Origin of the sequence: Bacillus velezensis, from assembly GCF_001461825.1 — a bacterium.
Classification (GTDB): domain Bacteria; phylum Bacillota; class Bacilli; order Bacillales; family Bacillaceae; genus Bacillus; species Bacillus velezensis.
Window position 1 is genome coordinate 174,744 of sequence record NZ_LLZC01000018.1, and the last position, 17,260, is coordinate 192,003.

Below are 17,260 nucleotides of genomic sequence, written 5' to 3' on the forward strand. Positions count from 1 at the left end.
CCCTTTGCCAAGTGCAAAGGGCTTTTTATCATTAGTAATCTTAATCATTGTCATCATGATTATATATTTTACTTACATACAAACTTTCGGTAAAGTTTCAATTAGAATATTATTTTGACAATTCCTATAGAAATAACGTACGTTACGTTTAATTCCTTGTGAGGTGGATATCGTTGCAACTTCAGGTCATGAACAGTCCGTTTAATCAGGAGCAGGCAGAGCTCCTTAACCGCCTTCTGCCGACCTTGACAGAATCACAGAAAATCTGGCTGAGCGGTTATTTGGCTGCTGCCCGGTCCGAATCCGGTGAAACAGCCGCACCCGCTGCTCAGGCTCCAGCAGAAAGCCCGGCAGTCTCAAGAGAAGTGACCGTATTATACGGATCGCAAACGGGAAATGCGGAAGGTCTTGCGAAACAGACGGTAAAGACGCTTGAGGAACGGGGATTCCAGGTCACCGTCGCGTCGATGAACGATTTTAAGCCGAATAATCTGAAAAAAGTAAACAATTTACTGATCGTGGTGAGCACGCACGGAGAAGGCGATCCGCCGGATAACGCGCTGGCCTTTCATGAATTTCTTCACGGCAGACGCGCGCCGAAGCTTGAAGCGCTCCGTTACTCCGTTTTGGCGCTCGGGGACAGCTCGTATGAATTTTTCTGCCAGACCGGCAAAGAGTTTGACGAGCGTCTTCAAGAGCTCGGCGGCACCCAGCTTGCGCCGCGGGTTGATTGCGATCTTGATTATGATGAGCCGTTTTCGGAATGGCTTGACGCCGTCATCGGCGGTTTGAACGAAGGAGCGGGAAATCAAACAGCCGAAGCGCCTGCCGAGACGCCGGCTCTCGGTGAATCCGTTTATTCCAGAACGAACCCGTTTCGGGCGGAGGTTCTTGAGAACATCAATCTGAACGGACGCGGTTCGAATAAAGAAACACGCCATCTCGAGCTTTCGCTTGAAGGATCGGGCCTCGCGTATCAGCCCGGAGACAGCCTCGGCATCTATCCGGAAAATGATCCGGCGCTCGTTGATGAGCTGATCAATGAGCTGAAATGGGACCCGAAACAGGAAGTGGCGGTGAATAAACAAGGAGAGCGCCTCCCGCTGAAAGATGCGCTTACTTCTCACTTTGAAATAACCGTCTTAACAAAACCGTTCCTGCAAAAGGCCGCACAGTTTACGGCTGACCAAAAGCTTAGTGAACTTCTGGCCGAAGGAAACGAAGAGCAGGTGAAAGCATACATCAACGGCCGTGATCTGCTTGATCTCGTCCGGGATTTCGGTCCGTGGGAAGCTTCCGCGGAAGACTTTCTTTCCATCCTGCGTAAAATGCCGGCCCGGCTCTATTCGATCGCAAGCAGTTTAGAAGCGAATCCGGAAGAGGTGCATCTGACAATCGGAGCGGTCAGATATGACGCGCACGGCAGAGAACGAAAAGGCGTCTGCAGCATTCTGTGTGCGGAAAGACTCCAGCCGGGAGATACGCTTCCGATTTACATTCAGCACAACCAAAACTTCAAGCTGCCGGAAAATCCGGATACACCGGTCATTATGGTCGGGCCGGGGACAGGCATCGCGCCGTTCCGTTCCTTTATGCAGGAGCGTGAAGAAACCGGAGCTGAAGGGAAAACATGGCTGTTCTTCGGGGATCAGCACTTTGTCACTGATTTTCTGTACCAGACGGAATGGCAAAAATGGCTGCAAAACGGTGTTCTCACAAAAATGGACGTCGCTTTTTCCCGGGATTCAGAAGAAAAGGTATATGTGCAGCACCGCATGAAAGAACAAAGCAAAGAGCTGTATGAATGGCTGCAGCAGGGAGCCGCCGTATACATCTGCGGTGATGAACAGCATATGGCGCATGACGTGCACCAGGCGCTTCTCGATATCATTCAGGAAGAAGGCGGCATGAGCCGTGAAAAAGCGGAAAGCTTCCTGGCAGACATGCAGCAGAAAAAACGCTATCAGCGTGACGTATATTGATTTTGGTTTGAAAGGAGCTTATTCAGCATGGTGAACAACATTTTAAAAGCGCCGGAAGGCCCTCCAAGTGATGTTGAGGAAATTAAAGAAAAAAGCGATTATTTGCGCGGCACATTGAAAGAAGTCATGCTCGACCGGATTTCAGCCGGCATCCCGGACGAAGACAACCGGCTGATGAAGCATCACGGAAGCTACTTGCAGGATGACCGCGATCTCCGTAATGAGCGTCAAAAACAAAAGCTTGAACCGGCTTATCAGTTCATGCTGCGCGTCCGGATGCCAGGCGGCGTTTCAACTCCGGAACAATGGCTTGTCATGGATGAACTGGCGCAAAAATACGGAAACAATACATTGAAGCTGACAACGCGTGAAACGTTCCAAATGCACGGAATTTTAAAATGGAACATGAAAAAAACGATTCAGAAAATCAATGCGGCGCTGCTTGATACCATTGCGGCCTGCGGAGATGTCAACCGAAACGTCATGTGCGCTTCAAATCCGCACCAGTCTGAAATTCATGCGGAAGTATACGAATGGTCGAAGAAATTGAGCGATGACCTTCTTCCGCGCACGAGAGCCTATCATGAAATCTGGCTTGATGAGGAACGTGTGGCGGGCACTCCTGACACGGAAACGGAACCGATGTACGGGCCGCTGTACCTGCCGCGGAAATTCAAAATCGGAATCGCCGTGCCTCCGTCCAATGATATCGATGTCTTTTCTCAAGATCTCGGCTTCATTGCCATCGTGGAGGAAGGCCGTCTTATCGGATTCAACGTGGCAATCGGCGGCGGTATGGGAATGACGCACGGCGATACGGCCACTTATCCGCAGCTTTCAAAAGTCATCGGCTTCTGCAAACCGGAGCAGCTGTATGATGTAGCGGAAAAAACCATTACGATTCAGCGCGATTACGGAAACCGTTCCGTCAGAAAGAATGCCAGATTCAAGTACACCGTTGACCGTCTCGGGCTGGAAAACGTAAAAGCCGAGCTGGAAAACCGCCTCGGCTGGCAGCTGGATGAAGCGAAACCTTATCATTTTGACCATAACGGCGACCGTTACGGATGGGTGAAGGGCGTAAAAGGTAAATGGCACTTTACGATGTTTATCGAAGGCGGCCGCGTCACGGACTATGAGAATTATAAGCTGATGACGGGATTGCGTGAAATCGCCAAAGTCCATACGGGAGATTTCCGTCTCACCTCTAATCAAAACCTGATTATCGGCAATGTCTCGAGCCAGAAAAAGAAACAAATCAGCGCATTAATCGAACAATACGGTCTGACAGACGGCCGGCAGCATTCCGCCCTCCGCCGCAGTTCAATGGCTTGCGTCGCGCTTCCGACATGCGGGCTCGCCATGGCCGAAGCCGAGCGGTATCTGCCGAAATTGATTGATAAAATTGAAGACATTGTTGACGAAAACGGGCTGCGGGATGAAGAAATCACCATCCGTATGACCGGGTGCCCGAATGGCTGCGCCCGCCATGCGCTCGGCGAAATCGGATTTATCGGAAAGGCGCCCGGAAAATATAATATGTATTTAGGAGCGGCGTTTGACGGCAGCCGTTTGAGCAAAATGTACCGGGAAAATATCGGTGAAGAGGAAATTCTGAGTGAGCTTCGCACCATTCTCCCGCGCTACGCGAAAGAGCGTGAGGAAGGCGAACACTTCGGCGATTTCGTCATCCGCGCGGGCATCATTAAAGCGACGACAGACGGCACGAATTTTCACGAATAAGATGAGCTAAGGATAGAGACACACTGACGGTGCGTTCTCTATCCTTTACTAAGCAGCATAAACGCTGCACCGCGTCATGAAACAGAAGACGCAGCTTGCGAAAAAGCCTGTTTTCAGAGAAAACAGGCTTTTTCTTTTTCCGGAAAAAATGTAGCTGAAGGCAAAAAAAGTTCGCCGTGAGCACGTTATGAGAAATTTTAAATAAAAACGGGTAAAATAAAAGAAGAATGGTTGCGTACGGAAAATATATTGAATCTGCCCGATCATCGGCTCAGGCCTTTGGCAAAGGCAGAGAACAGGCAATAATGATATGATGCAGCAGATGAAGGAGGTCATGCTTTGGACATATTTTTAGTCGTACTCGTACTTTTAACCATCATCGCGATCTCAAATATCGTAAATCGGTTTGTCCCCTTTATCCCGGTGCCTCTGATTCAGGTGGCGCTCGGTATCATTGCGGCGTCATTTCCGCAGGGGCTTCATTTTGAACTGAATACCGAATTGTTTTTTGTTTTGTTTATCGCTCCGCTGCTTTTTAACGATGGAAAACGGACGCCGCGTGCGGAACTTTGGAATTTAAGGGCGCCGATTTTGCTGCTTGCGCTCGGGCTCGTGTTTGCCACGGTGATTGTCGGCGGTTACACGATTCATTGGATGATTCCGAGCATTCCGCTGGCTGCCGCGTTCGGGCTGGCGGCGATACTGTCACCGACTGACGTTGTCGCGGTCAGCGCGCTGTCAGGGCGAGTGAAGATGCCAAAAGGCATTCTGCGTCTCCTTGAAGGAGAAGGACTGATGAATGACGCATCCGGCCTGGTCGCTTTTAAATTTGCGATTGCGGCAGCCGTGACGGGCGCATTTTCGCTGGCGCAGGCCGCCTTCAGTTTCGTTCTGATTTCAGCCGGAGGTTTACTCAGCGGTGTCGTCATTTCTTTTTTGATTATCCGTTTCCGGCTGTTTTTGCGCCGCCTCGGCATGCAGGATGTCACGATGCATATGCTGATTCAAATTCTGACGCCGTTCGTCATCTATCTCGCGGCTGAAGAAATCGGCGTTTCCGGCATTTTAGCGGTTGTGGCCGGCGGCATCACGCATGCGGTGGAGCAGGACCGTCTTGAATCAACGATGGTCAAACTGCAAATCGTCTCTTCAAGTACGTGGAATATTATTTTGTTCATTCTGAACGGTCTTGTTTTCGTTATTTTAGGTGCGCAAATACCGGATGTGGTTTCTGTCATCTTTAATGATACCGCGTTTAACAATATGATGGTCATCGGGTACATTATCGTCATTACGCTGACGTTAATGATTCTCAGGTTTTTGTGGGTGCTGTTTTTTTGGAACGGCAAGTGGTTTTTTAACAAGGATCAGAGTATTTATAAACCCGGCCTGCGCTCGACCCTGCTGATTTCGGTTTCAGGCGTCAGGGGAGCGGTCACGCTTGCGGGTTCCTTTTCCATTCCTTACGTGCTCTCTGACGGCTCGCCGTTTCCTGAACGGAATTTGATTCTCTTTTTAGCCGCGGGCGTTATTATGTGCACATTGGTGCTGGCGACAATCGTACTGCCGATTTTGACAGATAAGCCGGAAGACAATGTGAAAGAGAAGAAAGTCAAATTGCTGACAGCGAGACGGAAGCTGATAAAAGCTGCCTTAACCGCCATTAAAGAAAATATGAATGAGACAAACAAAACGGCTTCTTTTGCGGTCATTGCCGAATACAATGAGAAAATGAAAAATCTCAGGTTTCAGCAGTTCACCGTCAAAAACCGCACGAAAAAAGATGAGCGGAAAGTCCGCGCCCAAGGGATACAGGCTGAACAGGAAGAATTGCTGCGGCTGATTGAGCGGGGCGACATACCGGAAGAAACGGCTGACAGCCTTCAGGAACGGTTTGATGAATTGGAAGTGCTGTATACGAATCCGTTTAAAGTCGGCTTATCTAAGAAAAAGCTGAAACGCCTGATGTACTGGATCTTTTTCGGTGAACAAAAAAAGCCGGAAATGTCGATTTTAAATGAAGAAGGCCTCATCCGCACCACAAGGGTTAAAACGGCAAAAGCGGCCATTGAAAGCCTGAAAAAACACATGACTGAAGAAAATAAAGATGTGACGCTTGCCGTCATTTCCTTTTACAATCACTTGATTTTCAGGCTGGGGCACTCGTATCACGAACAGAGTCCGAGCCGCCGTTTTGAAAATCAAAAACTCGAAATCAAACTGCGGGCCGTGCAGGCCATCCGCAACGAAATCCAAACATTATTCGAAGAGCGGGAAATTTCCCGCGATATGTCACATGAGCTTCGCCAATACATCAATGATGTGGAAGCGGCCATGCTTGACGGAGGTGAATAAAAAAAGTCCGGCATCTGTTCGCCGGACTTTTTTTGATTACGGACGATGGAATTCGACGTGATCGCCGTCGCGGTCAAACCAGCCTCTGAAGGCCCAGTTGATCCAGCCGCCATCACCTTTATTGGTGAAGCTTCCGTCTTCAAACACCCAAATGCCGTACGTGATGCCGTCATAAACGGCGGAACCGTAAAACTGAACGCCGTTAAAATGATCTTCATATTCCTGGCTTAAATTAAACACCATGACGTTATATTTTTGTCCGGAAGCGTAGAATGAAGATTCCATTAAGTTTTTGACGAAGCCGTCACGGTTTTGCGCCGACTTAATCGCGTCAGCAATCGAATTGCCGATGCCGAGCAGGTCAACGTCAATGTTTAATCCGACATCTTTTGCTGAGACATCTGATGATTGCTGTGCCATGTTTTGAGGGACCGGGGTTTCTTTTGCGGATACAAAGGACAGAGGAGTCAGAGACAAAGCGGCGCCAAGGGCAACGGTCATCGGGATACGCATACGTTTCATATGATTTCCTCCTTCAATTGTGTGGTGGCTACAGTAGCGATTTACCCGGACAGTTACCCGGTTAACCGTAATTTTTGAAAAATAGGAAAATAATAACGGCAGTGGTGCTTGGGCACTAAAGATGGTTTTTGTGATAACGATGAGCGTATAATTGGTTTCTTACGGCGGAAATGTGAGATAATAATAACCGTTTACATAATGACTAGAAAGGATGGTTCAACGTGGCAAAAAGCTTAAAAGATACTGTAAAGCTTCATAATGGCGTTGAAATGCCGTGGTTCGGCCTTGGCGTCTTCAAGGTGGAAAACGGAAGCGTAGCGGCGGACTCCGTCGAAGCGGCAATCAGAAACGGCTACCGCAGCATTGATACGGCGGCTATTTATAAAAATGAAGAGGGTGTCGGCGAAGGCATCAGAGCTGCGGGCGTTGCCAGAGAAGAGCTGTTCATCACGTCAAAAGTGTGGAATGAAGATCAAGGATACGAAACGACACTTGACGCGTTTGAGAAAAGCCTTGAGCGCCTCGGCCTCGATTACCTCGACCTTTACCTGATTCACTGGCCGGGCAAGGATAAATATAAAGACACATGGCGCGCTCTTGAAAAGCTGTACAAAGACGGCAAAATCCGCGCCATCGGCGTCAGCAACTTCCAAGTGCATCATTTAGAAGAGCTGCTGAAAGATGCTGAAATCAAGCCGATGGTCAACCAGATTGAATTCCACCCGCGCCTGACTCAAAAAGAAGTGAGAGATTTCTGCAAAGCGCAGGGCATTCAAGTGGAAGCATGGTCTCCATTGATGCAGGGACAGCTCCTTGATAACGAAGTGCTGTCACAAATTGCGGAAAAACATAACAAATCGGTTGCTCAAGTGATTTTGCGCTGGGATCTTCAAAACGAAGTCGTTACCATTCCGAAATCGATTAAAGAGCACCGCATTATAGAAAATGCCGATATTTTTGATTTCGAACTGTCACAGGAAGAAATGGAAAAGATCAGCGCATTGAACAAAGACGAGCGTGTCGGCCCGAATCCGGACGAGCTTCTGTTCTAAGAAAAAACAGCCCTTTACGGGGCTGTTTTTCTTTACATGAATGTCTGTGTCTGACGTTTTACGCTGAACCTGTATGCGGCTATTAATAACAAGGCGGCGGCGAAGGCTCCCAAAATGATGATGTTCAGCATCAGGCTTTGGAGCGTGCGGCCGTGCTGCAATTGATCGACCGTATCGAGCACCCAGCGCTGAGGCAGAAATTCGGCGATTGTCTGCACCGTTTTCGGCATAATATTGCTCGGAAAGAAGCAGCCGGCGAGCAAGCATGTCGGCACGACAATCAAATTCAAAAGCGCCGATGTTGAAGCGCTGCTGTTGGAAAAACCGACGGCAATAAAGGCGATTCCGATCGCGCTTAATGCAAACAGCATCATCAGGACGAACAGCTGCCACAGCGGGAATGACGGATGAATATGAAAAGCGGCGCCCATAAAGAGAACGGCGAATAGAATTTGGACGGCCATGATAATGATATTCACCGCCGCGTTTGCCAGTACATACTGCTTTGATGTGATCGGCGTTGACAGAAGCCTGTAGTACGTCCTGTTTTCCCGCTCTTTAATCATCAGTTCCGTCAGGTTGCCGGCGGAATAGAGCATAATGATAATGAGATACCCGATGACTGAGTAAGTCATTTCTTTATGGTTCGATGTATCTTGTAAAACAGCGGACTCCGTTTGAATGGGAGAATGCTTGAAATCGGCGTACATCGCCTGAAAGGCCTTTGCGTCCCCGCCGGAAGATTTGCCGATTGAGGCGGCGCTGTTCATATAATTGTACAAATAAGAGCTGACATATCCGGTGACCTGGGCGCCTTTCAGCGAGGTCATGCCGATGTGAGCCGGTTTCCCGTCTTTTACGCTTTGGGAGAAGCCTTTTTCAAACGTAATGAGCGCCTCCATTTTTCCTGAAGCGATCTTGGATGTGGCGGACGCAGCCGTTTCCTCCGAAATCTTCACATGGTCCAGTCCTTTTAAAAACGTGACCGTATCCTGTGCCACTTCTCCGCCGTCCTGATTGAGAATGCCGATATTGAGCGTTTCGGCTCCGCCGTTGGCATTGGTCATGAAGGAGAGGAAGACGCCGATCAGCGGAGCCCCGATATAAAGAATGAGCTGTTTTTTGCTTTTTGTAATCCCTTTGAGAGTGTGTGCAAACAGCCACCAGAAGTTTTTCATATTACAGTCCCTCCCGTCTTTGAAACGTAAATGCGGCGATCAGCAAAAAGAGTGCCGCCAATGCTGTATTTAAACCGAGTGCAGGCCATGCCGCTGATACATCATTTGCGTAAATGATGTTGTTAATCGCCTTATTGATCCATGATAAGGGCGACAGGACGGAAATTCCTCCGCCTTCATATTTGTAATAGGCGCCGCCGATAATGGACATCACCTGAACGATGATGACGGTGATTAATCTGGCGCTTTCGGGTTTTCTGGTCAAATAGCTCAGGCTGAGCCCGAAGCTGACGGCCAAAAGAATTTCAGAAACGAGAATCAAAAGCACAAGTCCCAGGTGGCTGCCCCAATTCGCTTTTAAGATAAATTTGCTGAAGGCGACAACGGCAAGAATCGTCAGAACATTCACAGCCAAAATGCCGAGCATCTTTCCGAGAAAGATATCGTTTTTCCGGAGCGGGGCGGCGATCAGGCGATCCGCGGTGTGCCGTATTCTTTCCCCTCGGAATAAGGTGCTTGCAAAAATCGAGGCGTACAGCCCGATCATCGTCGTCATGGATATCGCGTAAAAATCTTTCGCTTTCGGTTCTTTCGCTTTGTGTAAAGACGTCTGCTTCATATAATCGCTTTTGATTTGTCCGGCGGAAGGCGCCTTATGCGCCTTGTAAGCGGCGGCGCCTGCTTTGTATTGATTGGTAAAAGCGGTCAGCATGCCTTGGACGATCGTGCCGTTTATGCCGCTCCGGTCATTTGTATAGACTTGAAAACCGGTGTTTTTTACAGTGACGAAAGCATCCGCCTGATTTTCTCGAACCTCGTTTTTGCCTTTTGCCTCCGTGTCCGCTTTTTGAAAATAGACATGCTCTTTTTTGGCGGCTTTCATAAACTCAGTAAAATAATGAGAAAGAGGGCCGTTTGACTGGTCCGTATATACGACCTTGATGTTTCCGACCGTCACCTCTGAATCAAAGGCGTTTGATAATGCCGCAGTAAAAATCAGCATGAAGACGATCGGAAAAGCAAGCATGAAAATAAAAGTCCGTCTGTCGCGGAAACTGATTTTGATTTCTTTCACGGCGATGTGCAGAATATTCATTTGCAATCCTCCTTTCAATGGGGTCAGTCGCGCAGGCTTCTGCCTGTCAGCGTGAGAAATACCGTTTCTAAGTCAGGGGCCTGTTCCTGCAAGGAGCGGATTTCAATGCCTTTGTCCATGAAGTACCGGATCAGGCGGTTTAAATTGTTGACCCCTGTGTCAGAGCTGATTTTCACGCTGTTTTCTTCCAGTGCGGCGACTCTGACGCCGGGCAGCTCCTGAATATCGCCGAGGCTGATGCCGTTTCCGGATGACAGCTCAATCACGACGTCCTTCGTGTCGGTAATGATGGAGGTCAGCTGTTCTTTTGTGCCTTCTGCGATGACTTTTCCGTGGTCGATGATGGCGATGCGCGTGCATATTTCTTCCACTTCCTCCATGTAGTGGCTCGTGTAGATGATCGTGCAGCCCATTTCATTCAGCTTTTTCACTGATTGCAGAATATAATTTCTTGATTGCGGGTCAATGCCGACCGTCGGTTCATCCATGATGATCAGTTTCGGCCGGTGGGCAAGCGCGCAGGCGATATTGAGCCTGCGCTTCATTCCGCCGGAAAAATGCTTCGGCAAATATTTGTGTTTATCGCTCAAGCCCACGAATGTCAGGGCTTCCTCGACCCGTTCTCTCAGAGCCGCCCCTCTCAGGCCGTACAGCCCGGCGAAGAACTTCACATTTTCATAGGCGTTTAATTCTTCGTAAATCGCGAGGTCCTGAGGGACGATGCCGATATTCATTTTCGTTGCTTTGCTATATTTGAAAATATCTTTTCCGAGAAACAGAATGTCTCCGCCTGAAGGTTTTAAAAGACCTGAGATCATATTGATCGTCGTGCTTTTTCCGGCTCCGTTTGCGCCGAGAAACCCGAAAATCTCACCTTCTTTTACGGCAAGCGACATCTGGTCAACGGCGGCATAATCACCGAATTTCTTACTCAGCTGTTTGAGCTCCAAAATGTTCATGTTTCCACCTCTATGTCTTGTGATGCTCTTATTATAAAAAAAAGAATGAACGGCCGTTAGTGCAGCTGTTCATTCCTTTGACGTGAGAATCTTCATATTTTTCACATGAAAATATTCACTTATTCAACCGGAAGCAATGTCGTGACGGAAAAACCGGCCGTGCCGTCAAAAATAACGGTTCCGTGCAAGACGGCCGCCCGTTCTTCCATACCGAGCATGCCGAGGCCTTTTTTAAAGCGGACGGCGCCGTTTCCGTTATCTTTGACTTCCGCTTTCACAGCTTTGTTCAGCACATGGATATCAATGAAAATCTGCGTGGCATCGGCGTATTTCATTGCATTGGTCAAGGCTTCGGTTACGTTTTCCTGAATGACTCTCCAATGCATTTGCGTCAGCCTGTCCAAATCGCCTTGATGCGTAAACGGAACCGGCATCCCGTTTTTGGCCGAAAATTCATCAATAAACGTTCTTAATCTGTGAATGCCCATTTGTTCAGCGGGCGGTTTCATATTTTTCAGCGTTATGCGGATATCCTCTATGCCTTCTTTGGAAATGGTAATGGCGTTTTGGAGCAGTTCAGCCGCTTTGTCCGGATGGGAGCCGAGCATCCGCTTCGCCGCTTCCATCTGAATGAGCGCGCCGGTCATGGAATGGCCGATTTTGTCATGGATGGCTTGGGACAATCTGTTTCTTTCTTCGAGTTTGCCGGTATACTCCGATTGTTTGATATATTCTGTGCTGCTGTGCAGCTGTTTCGTCAGTTTTTCAATGCTTGAGCGCATGCTGTCTGACTGCTCTTCATATTTTTTCAGCCGGTCGCTGGACCGGGCGGCCAAAACGAATATCGCCAAGCAGAACAAGGTCATGACGATATAAGTCGGAAGGTCGCCGTACGGGATAAATAAAAACGGCAAAAACACGAGCAGGCAGAACACATAGCGGTGAACCGGATATTCGGCAAGAACGGCAAAAATGGCGGGCGGCAAAAGAAACAGAAACGCCGGATGGCCTAAGGCGGAAAGCCAAGCAGTCAATGCAAGCGAAAGCAGGGTGATCCCGCGCCTCCAAGCGGGCGGCCTGATCATGCAGACCGCAATGCCCAAAGACAGATAAAGCAGCAGAAACAAGACGGCGTACGGCGTGTAAGGGCGGTCTGCCGATACGAACAAAAAAGCCGTATAAAAAATGGCGATCAGTCTGCTCATCAGCATCCAAAAATCCATACCGTTCAACGCCCGTTATCCACCTTCCCGGTGATATAAAAAATGGCGATCTGCGTTCTGTGCTCAAGCCCTGTTTTCCCTAAAATAGATGAAATATAATTGGCCGTCGTCCCTTCAGAAATGAAAAGCTGTTTTGAAATTTCCCTGTTCGACAGTCCTTTCGCAATAAGCGACATGATGCTGAGCTCTCTTTCAGTAAACTGGCTTTCATCAATCTGATGCGCGGCTTCGGCCGGCCGGAAAAGGCTGTCTTTTATTTTATCCAGCACGGTGTCCTGAAGAATGCTGTGCCCGTTGAAGACGCTTTTGATCGCATCGCGGATCCGTTCCGGTTCGGTATTTTTTAATAAATATCCTTTCGCGCCGTTTTTAATCGCTTCTAAAATATACTCATCGTCGTCAAATGTCGTCAGGATCATCGGCTTCGTATCCGTTTCCTCCACGATCCGTTTTGCGGCTTCGACGCCGTTCATCACCGGCATGCGGACGTCCAACAAGGCGATATCGACGGGATTGTGTTTACAATACTCTGCCGCCTCCAGGCCATTTTCCAACGTTGCCGATACAGTAAATTCCTCATATGTATGCAAAATGATTTTCATTCCTTCTCTGATGAAAGAATTATCATCCGCGATAATGACATTAATCTTCATGGCCGCACCCTTTGTGTGTTTTTTGTTTCATTATATACCATCCGATTTTAAATCAAAAAGCCTCCCGGCGAAAGGTGCACGGAAGGCGGATCGGTCAAGCGGGTTTTTTCAATTGGATGAAAAACAGCATCAGAAAAGAAATGATCACAATACAGATCACCCACACCCAGGCGAGTGTTTCATTGCCGGAGTCCATCGCGACGTAAATCGCTGTCGGCAGCGTTTGGGTGACGCCGGGAATATTTCCCGCAAACATTAAAGTCGCTCCGAATTCACCTAGCGCCCTTGCAATACTGAGAATGCTTCCGGTCAAGAGGGAGGGAAAGGCAAGCGGGACGGAAATACGGGTGAACACCTGCCACCTGCCGGCTCCGTCTACTTTCGCCGCTCCCTCGATGTCGGCATCAACCGCGGCGAAGCCGGTTTTAGCGGACTGATACATAAGCGGGAAGGCGACAATGGCCGAAGCGATCACCGCGGCCGACCACGTGAAAATGACGGGCTGGTGAAAAATCCGCTCAATCGCCCGGCCGATAAAGCTGTGTTTTCCGAAAATGATAATGAGAATGAAGCCGACAACGGTAGGCGGAAGAACGAGCGGGAGCATAAACAGGGTCTCCACAGCCGTTTTTCCGGGAAATCGCGCTTTCGCCATCCAGGCGCCGGCAAGCGTCCCGAGAATGATGACGGCGATGCCCGATGCCAAAGCCACCTCAAACGACAGTACGACGGGAGTGAAAAATTCCGAAGCCGTAATGTTACTTGGCAGTAAATCCATATTTCTTAAACACTTTCATCGCTTCATCAGACTGCAGATACTGATAAAACGCTTCTGCTTCTTTACGGTGCTTTGTATCCTTGACGATGCCGAGCGGATACACGATCGGATCGTGCGTTTTCGCCGGCGCTTCATCGGTGATTTTCACCTTTTTCGAAATCAGTGCGTCTGTTTTATAGACAAGCCCGGCATCGACATTTCCGGTTTCAACATAAGAAAGCACCTGGCGAACGTCTTTTGCATAGACGACTTTATCTTTTACCTTGTCCCACATGGATAATGCCGTCAATGACTGTTTGGCGTATTGTCCGGCCGGAACGGATTCAGGCGTGCCGAGCGCGATTTTTTCCGCGCTGTCTTTTTTCAGGTCATTCAGATGTGTCAGGTGTGCGCTGTTTTTCTCAGGCACGATCATGACGAGATCATTTTTCAAAAGATCCGTGCTGTCCTTTTTATCGATATCTCCGTCATGAACGAGCTTTTCGAATTTATCTTCGGCTGCCGAGAAGAATAAATCAGCTCCCGCGCCTTGTGAAATTTGTTTCTGCAATGTGCCTGATGATCCGAAGTTGTCTTGAATGGTTACGTTTGAATGTGATTTTTCGTAGTTGGTCTGGATTTCTTCAAGTGCATCCTGAGCGCTGGCTGCCGCAGAAACGGTCAGCGTGACTTTTTCGTTTTGTCCGCCTTTGGAGGATTGTCCGGATGAGCAGCCCGCAGTTGCGAGGAAAACGGCCATAGCCGCAGTTGTGAGTAGTGTCGCTTTCTTTTTCAACATTGTGCACCCCTTATAGCTAAATATCATTAGATCAAACTAATTATAACGCAATTGTACGTAATGGTGCGGTTTTTTTTCAATATCTGAACAGTTATAATAAAAATGGAGCGTGATAATATGACAGAAGCCACTTCCTATACAATAGAAGAAGTTGCGGGCCTTTTGAAGGTCTCCAAATTGACAGTATATGATTTGATAAAAAAAGGACTCATTCCGGCGTACAGGGTCGGAAGACAGATGAGGGTCGATGAAGAGGACTTAAAACAATATAAAACAAACATGAGAATGTCAAAAAAGCCATCCGTATCAGAAGCTGCTGACCCGTCCCGCGGGCGGGAGCCGGAAAAAAGGCAGTCCGTTATCATCAGCGGGCAGGATGTGTCGATGGACCTCCTCAGCAAACAGCTGGAACAAACAATACAGGCGGCTCCGCTCCGCAAGTACAGCGGCAGTTTGAACAGCCTGATCGAGATGTACCGCGGGGCTTGTGACATCGTCAGTCTGCATTTGTACGATGGGGAGACGGGGCAGTATAACATCCCGTACGTGAAGCGCATTCTTTCAGGGGAGCCGTTTGCGCTTTTTCATGTCGTGCTGCGGCAGGCCGGATTATATGTGAAAAAGGGCAATCCGCTGAACATTCAGGGCTTTCAGGACTTGAGCCGAAAGGATGTCCGTATCGTCAATCGCGAAAAAGGATCAGGCGCGAGGGTGCTGCTGGATGAACAGCTCAGATCTTTCGGTATTACGCCGTCTGATGTCGCCGGCTACCATGACATTGTCACGGATCATCTGTCAGCGGCTTCACAAGTGTCAAGCGGAAAGGCGGATATCGGAGTCGGGTCGCAGCATGCGGCGCATATGGCAGGCACGGACTTTATCCCGGTGATCAGTGAACAGTACGATGTGGTCGTCTTAAAACAAAACCGGGAGCTTGTTCAAAGCGTGCAGGACATCCTCAATTCTGAGGAATTCAAGTCTCAGCTTTCTCAATTATCCGGATATGATACGAAAATGACCGGACGGCTCATATATGAAACATGAAAAATCCCTCCATATAACGGAGGGATTTTTTTATTGCTTGTAAAACCGCAGCAGGTCGCCGTTTAATATTTTATCGGAAAGCATCAGCTCTTGTTCCGCTTTTTCTTTCTCATCGCTGCACGCGCTCATGTCAGAAAGCGGTTCACCCGTTTTACGGCTGTAACACGTATTTTTCGTATAAATATGATCATCCGTGATAAAGCTGCCGTTTCTCAGCACCGCAAACGGGGTCCGCTCTCCGGAAAACAGATCATTGCCGAACTGAATGCTGCCTTTCGTTTCAATGCCGAGCAGGTGAAGCAGCGTCGGTCTTACATCAACCTGTCCCGCGGCGGAAGCAATCGTTTCCGGCGCACGGTCGGTCACCCCGGGAATATGAATGATAAACGGCACGCGCTGAAGCTGAACCGTATCAAACGGAGTGATTTCCTCTTTCCCTAAGAATTCGGCAAGTCCTTGATTATGGGCTTCGGATATACCGTAATGATCTCCCATCAGGACGATCATCGCGTTGTCATACAGTCCTTCTTTTTTCAGCTTCTTGAAAAAGTGTTTCAGGGCCTCATCTTCATAGCGGACCGTCGTCACATAGCGGTTTAATAAATCGCTGCTTGTGTCCGGTTCTTCAATGAGCTGATCCTGTTTATCAATTTCAAAAGGAAAATGGTTGGTCAAAGTCAGCAGGCTCGCGTAAAACGGCTGCGGAAGCTTCTTTAATTTTTCCGCTGACTGTTCGAGAAATTCCTTATCCTTCAGGCCCCAGCCTGTTGAATTTTCCTGTGTCACCTTAAATTCATCCGCGTCGAAAAAACGGTCGATTCCGAATGTCCCGTACATCTCATCCCGGTTCCAAAAGGCCTTATGATTGGCATGCAGAACGGCTGAATAGTATTGACGGTCTTTTAACATATGGTACATCGTATTGAACCGGTGGCCGCTTTTTGTAAAAAAAACGGCGCCGCTTGAAGACGGATACAGCGAATTTGCAGTAATGAATTCTGAATCTGAGGTTTTTCCCTGTTCAGTCTGCTGATAAAAATGAGTGAAGTCATAACTTTTTTTCCGCAGTTTATTTAAAAACGGGGTAATCTCCCGCCCGTTGACCCGCTCATCCATTACAAAACGCTGGGTTGATTCGAGCGTAACAAAAATCACATTGCGCCCCTTTGCCAGCCCGAACTTTGATTCGGACGGCCTGCTGTAGTCGGCTTGAGTGTAATTTGCGACCGCCGCAAGGCTGTCTTCGTCGGCAAACGCTTTAGCCCCTGCATTCAGCGTCTGCGAAATGGTGTCATACAAATGAAAGTGGAACAGGCCGATTCCTTTTACGAGCGCTTCACGATCAAAAGGGTGCTTGAACAGCTTCGGCTGCTCGGCCTCAGACAGCGCAAGGTTGCACAGCATGAGGCCGGCTGATGCCCACGCATACGCTTTAACGGTACGGGTGCTGGCTTTTCCTTTACCGGCTTTATGCCTTTTACCAAGGTAAAACAAAACCGCAATATCCAAAAATAAAGCGATGTAAAGCGGGTGAAACAGCTCTTGGACGCTGCTTCCCATATCACCCATATTGCTCGTCTGAAACAAAACCGGTATGGTGATAAAATCAATATAAAAACCGTAAAACACCGTATTTGCGATTAAAATCCCCGTCAGCATCACATTTGCCGAAAGCAGAAAGATCCGCTGTTTTTTTTCCGTCAGCAGCAGGGCGATGCCGAACAGCGGCACAATGAAGCTCAGCGGATTAATGAGAAGCAGACATTCCTCAAGAACCGAATTGTTCTGCAGATCAAAACCGAGCTTATAAACGGCATAGGTTTTCATCCACATGAACAGGATGGACAGGCATAAAAACCGATGATTGCTGAAAAAGGTTTTCTTCATATGTATGACT

Annotated in this window: 14 protein-coding genes; 5 read left to right on the top strand and 9 right to left on the bottom strand. The window is 48.5% G+C overall.

Annotated elements, in window-relative coordinates; translation table 11 throughout:
- Positions 1 to 173 precede the first annotated feature (173 nt).
- The 3 genes from AR442_RS09530 (at position 174) to AR442_RS09545 (ending at position 6,080) form a co-directional block, all read left to right on the top strand.
- Positions 174 to 1,982 (top strand): assimilatory sulfite reductase (NADPH) flavoprotein subunit, encoded by a 1,809-nt coding sequence (locus AR442_RS09530; protein ID WP_014418876.1) that lies wholly within the window; start codon positions 174 to 176, stop codon positions 1,980 to 1,982.
- A 27-nt stretch (positions 1,983 to 2,009) separates the two neighbouring features.
- Entirely contained in the window at positions 2,010 to 3,725 is a 1,716-nt protein-coding gene (gene cysI / locus AR442_RS09535; protein WP_017418922.1) for an assimilatory sulfite reductase (NADPH) hemoprotein subunit, read from the top strand.
- A gap of 339 nt (positions 3,726 to 4,064) precedes the next feature.
- Positions 4,065 to 6,080 carry a Na+/H+ antiporter gene (locus AR442_RS09545; protein WP_007613743.1) on the top strand — a complete coding sequence of 672 codons (2,016 nt, stop codon included), beginning with the start codon at positions 4,065 to 4,067 and terminating at the stop codon, positions 6,078 to 6,080.
- A gap of 36 nt (positions 6,081 to 6,116) precedes the next feature.
- On the opposite strand, the gene AR442_RS09550 is transcribed toward AR442_RS09545, so the two are convergent.
- A complete protein-coding gene (locus tag AR442_RS09550) occupies positions 6,117 to 6,602 on the bottom strand; it encodes a hypothetical protein (RefSeq protein ID WP_025649280.1) in 486 nt (161 codons plus the stop codon).
- Positions 6,603 to 6,823: 221 nt separating this feature from the next.
- On the opposite strand from AR442_RS09550, the gene AR442_RS09555 reads away from it, so the two are divergent.
- A complete protein-coding gene (locus tag AR442_RS09555; RefSeq protein WP_007410023.1) occupies positions 6,824 to 7,654 on the top strand; it encodes an aldo/keto reductase in 831 nt (276 codons plus the stop codon).
- Positions 7,655 to 7,686: 32 nt separating this feature from the next.
- Here the strand turns inward: AR442_RS09555 and AR442_RS09560 are convergent, their stop codons facing one another.
- The 7 genes from AR442_RS09560 to modA all read right to left on the bottom strand — a co-directional run bounded on the left by AR442_RS09560 (position 7,687) and on the right by modA (position 14,319).
- Entirely contained in the window at positions 7,687 to 8,832 is a 1,146-nt protein-coding gene (locus AR442_RS09560; RefSeq protein ID WP_053285154.1) for an ABC transporter permease, read from the bottom strand.
- Position 8,833: 1 nt separating this feature from the next.
- Positions 8,834 to 9,928, bottom strand: coding sequence for an ABC transporter permease (locus tag AR442_RS09565; protein WP_053285155.1), 1,095 nt, complete (start codon positions 9,926 to 9,928; stop codon positions 8,834 to 8,836).
- 23 nt (positions 9,929 to 9,951) lie between these two features.
- Positions 9,952 to 10,887, bottom strand: a complete 936-nt coding sequence (locus AR442_RS09570; protein WP_022553784.1) for an ABC transporter ATP-binding protein — start codon at positions 10,885 to 10,887, stop codon at positions 9,952 to 9,954.
- Positions 10,888 to 11,006: 119 nt separating this feature from the next.
- A complete protein-coding gene (locus AR442_RS09575) occupies positions 11,007 to 12,110 on the bottom strand; it encodes a sensor histidine kinase (RefSeq protein WP_014721793.1) in 1,104 nt (367 codons plus the stop codon).
- 5 nt (positions 12,111 to 12,115) lie between these two features.
- A complete protein-coding gene (locus AR442_RS09580; protein ID WP_022553783.1) occupies positions 12,116 to 12,763 on the bottom strand; it encodes a response regulator transcription factor in 648 nt (215 codons plus the stop codon).
- Between the two features lie 94 nt (positions 12,764 to 12,857).
- Entirely contained in the window at positions 12,858 to 13,541 is a 684-nt protein-coding gene (modB, locus tag AR442_RS09585; protein WP_014305804.1) for a molybdate ABC transporter permease subunit, read from the bottom strand.
- Positions 13,522 to 14,319 carry a molybdate ABC transporter substrate-binding protein gene (gene modA, locus AR442_RS09590; RefSeq protein WP_014418870.1) on the bottom strand — a complete coding sequence of 266 codons (798 nt, stop codon included), beginning with the start codon at positions 14,317 to 14,319 and terminating at the stop codon, positions 13,522 to 13,524. Before modA ends, modB begins: the two co-directional genes overlap by 20 nt.
- Positions 14,320 to 14,436: 117 nt before the next feature.
- Here modA and AR442_RS09595 point away from each other — a divergent pair, with 117 nt between their 5' ends.
- Positions 14,437 to 15,363 (top strand): substrate-binding domain-containing protein, encoded by a 927-nt coding sequence (locus AR442_RS09595; RefSeq protein ID WP_014418869.1) that lies wholly within the window; start codon positions 14,437 to 14,439, stop codon positions 15,361 to 15,363.
- 30 nt (positions 15,364 to 15,393) lie between these two features.
- Here the strand turns inward: AR442_RS09595 and AR442_RS09600 are convergent, their stop codons facing one another.
- Complete coding sequence (locus AR442_RS09600; RefSeq protein WP_029973584.1) at positions 15,394 to 17,250, bottom strand: LTA synthase family protein; 1,857 nt, start codon at positions 17,248 to 17,250, stop codon at positions 15,394 to 15,396.
- Positions 17,251 to 17,260: the final 10 nt, after the last annotated feature.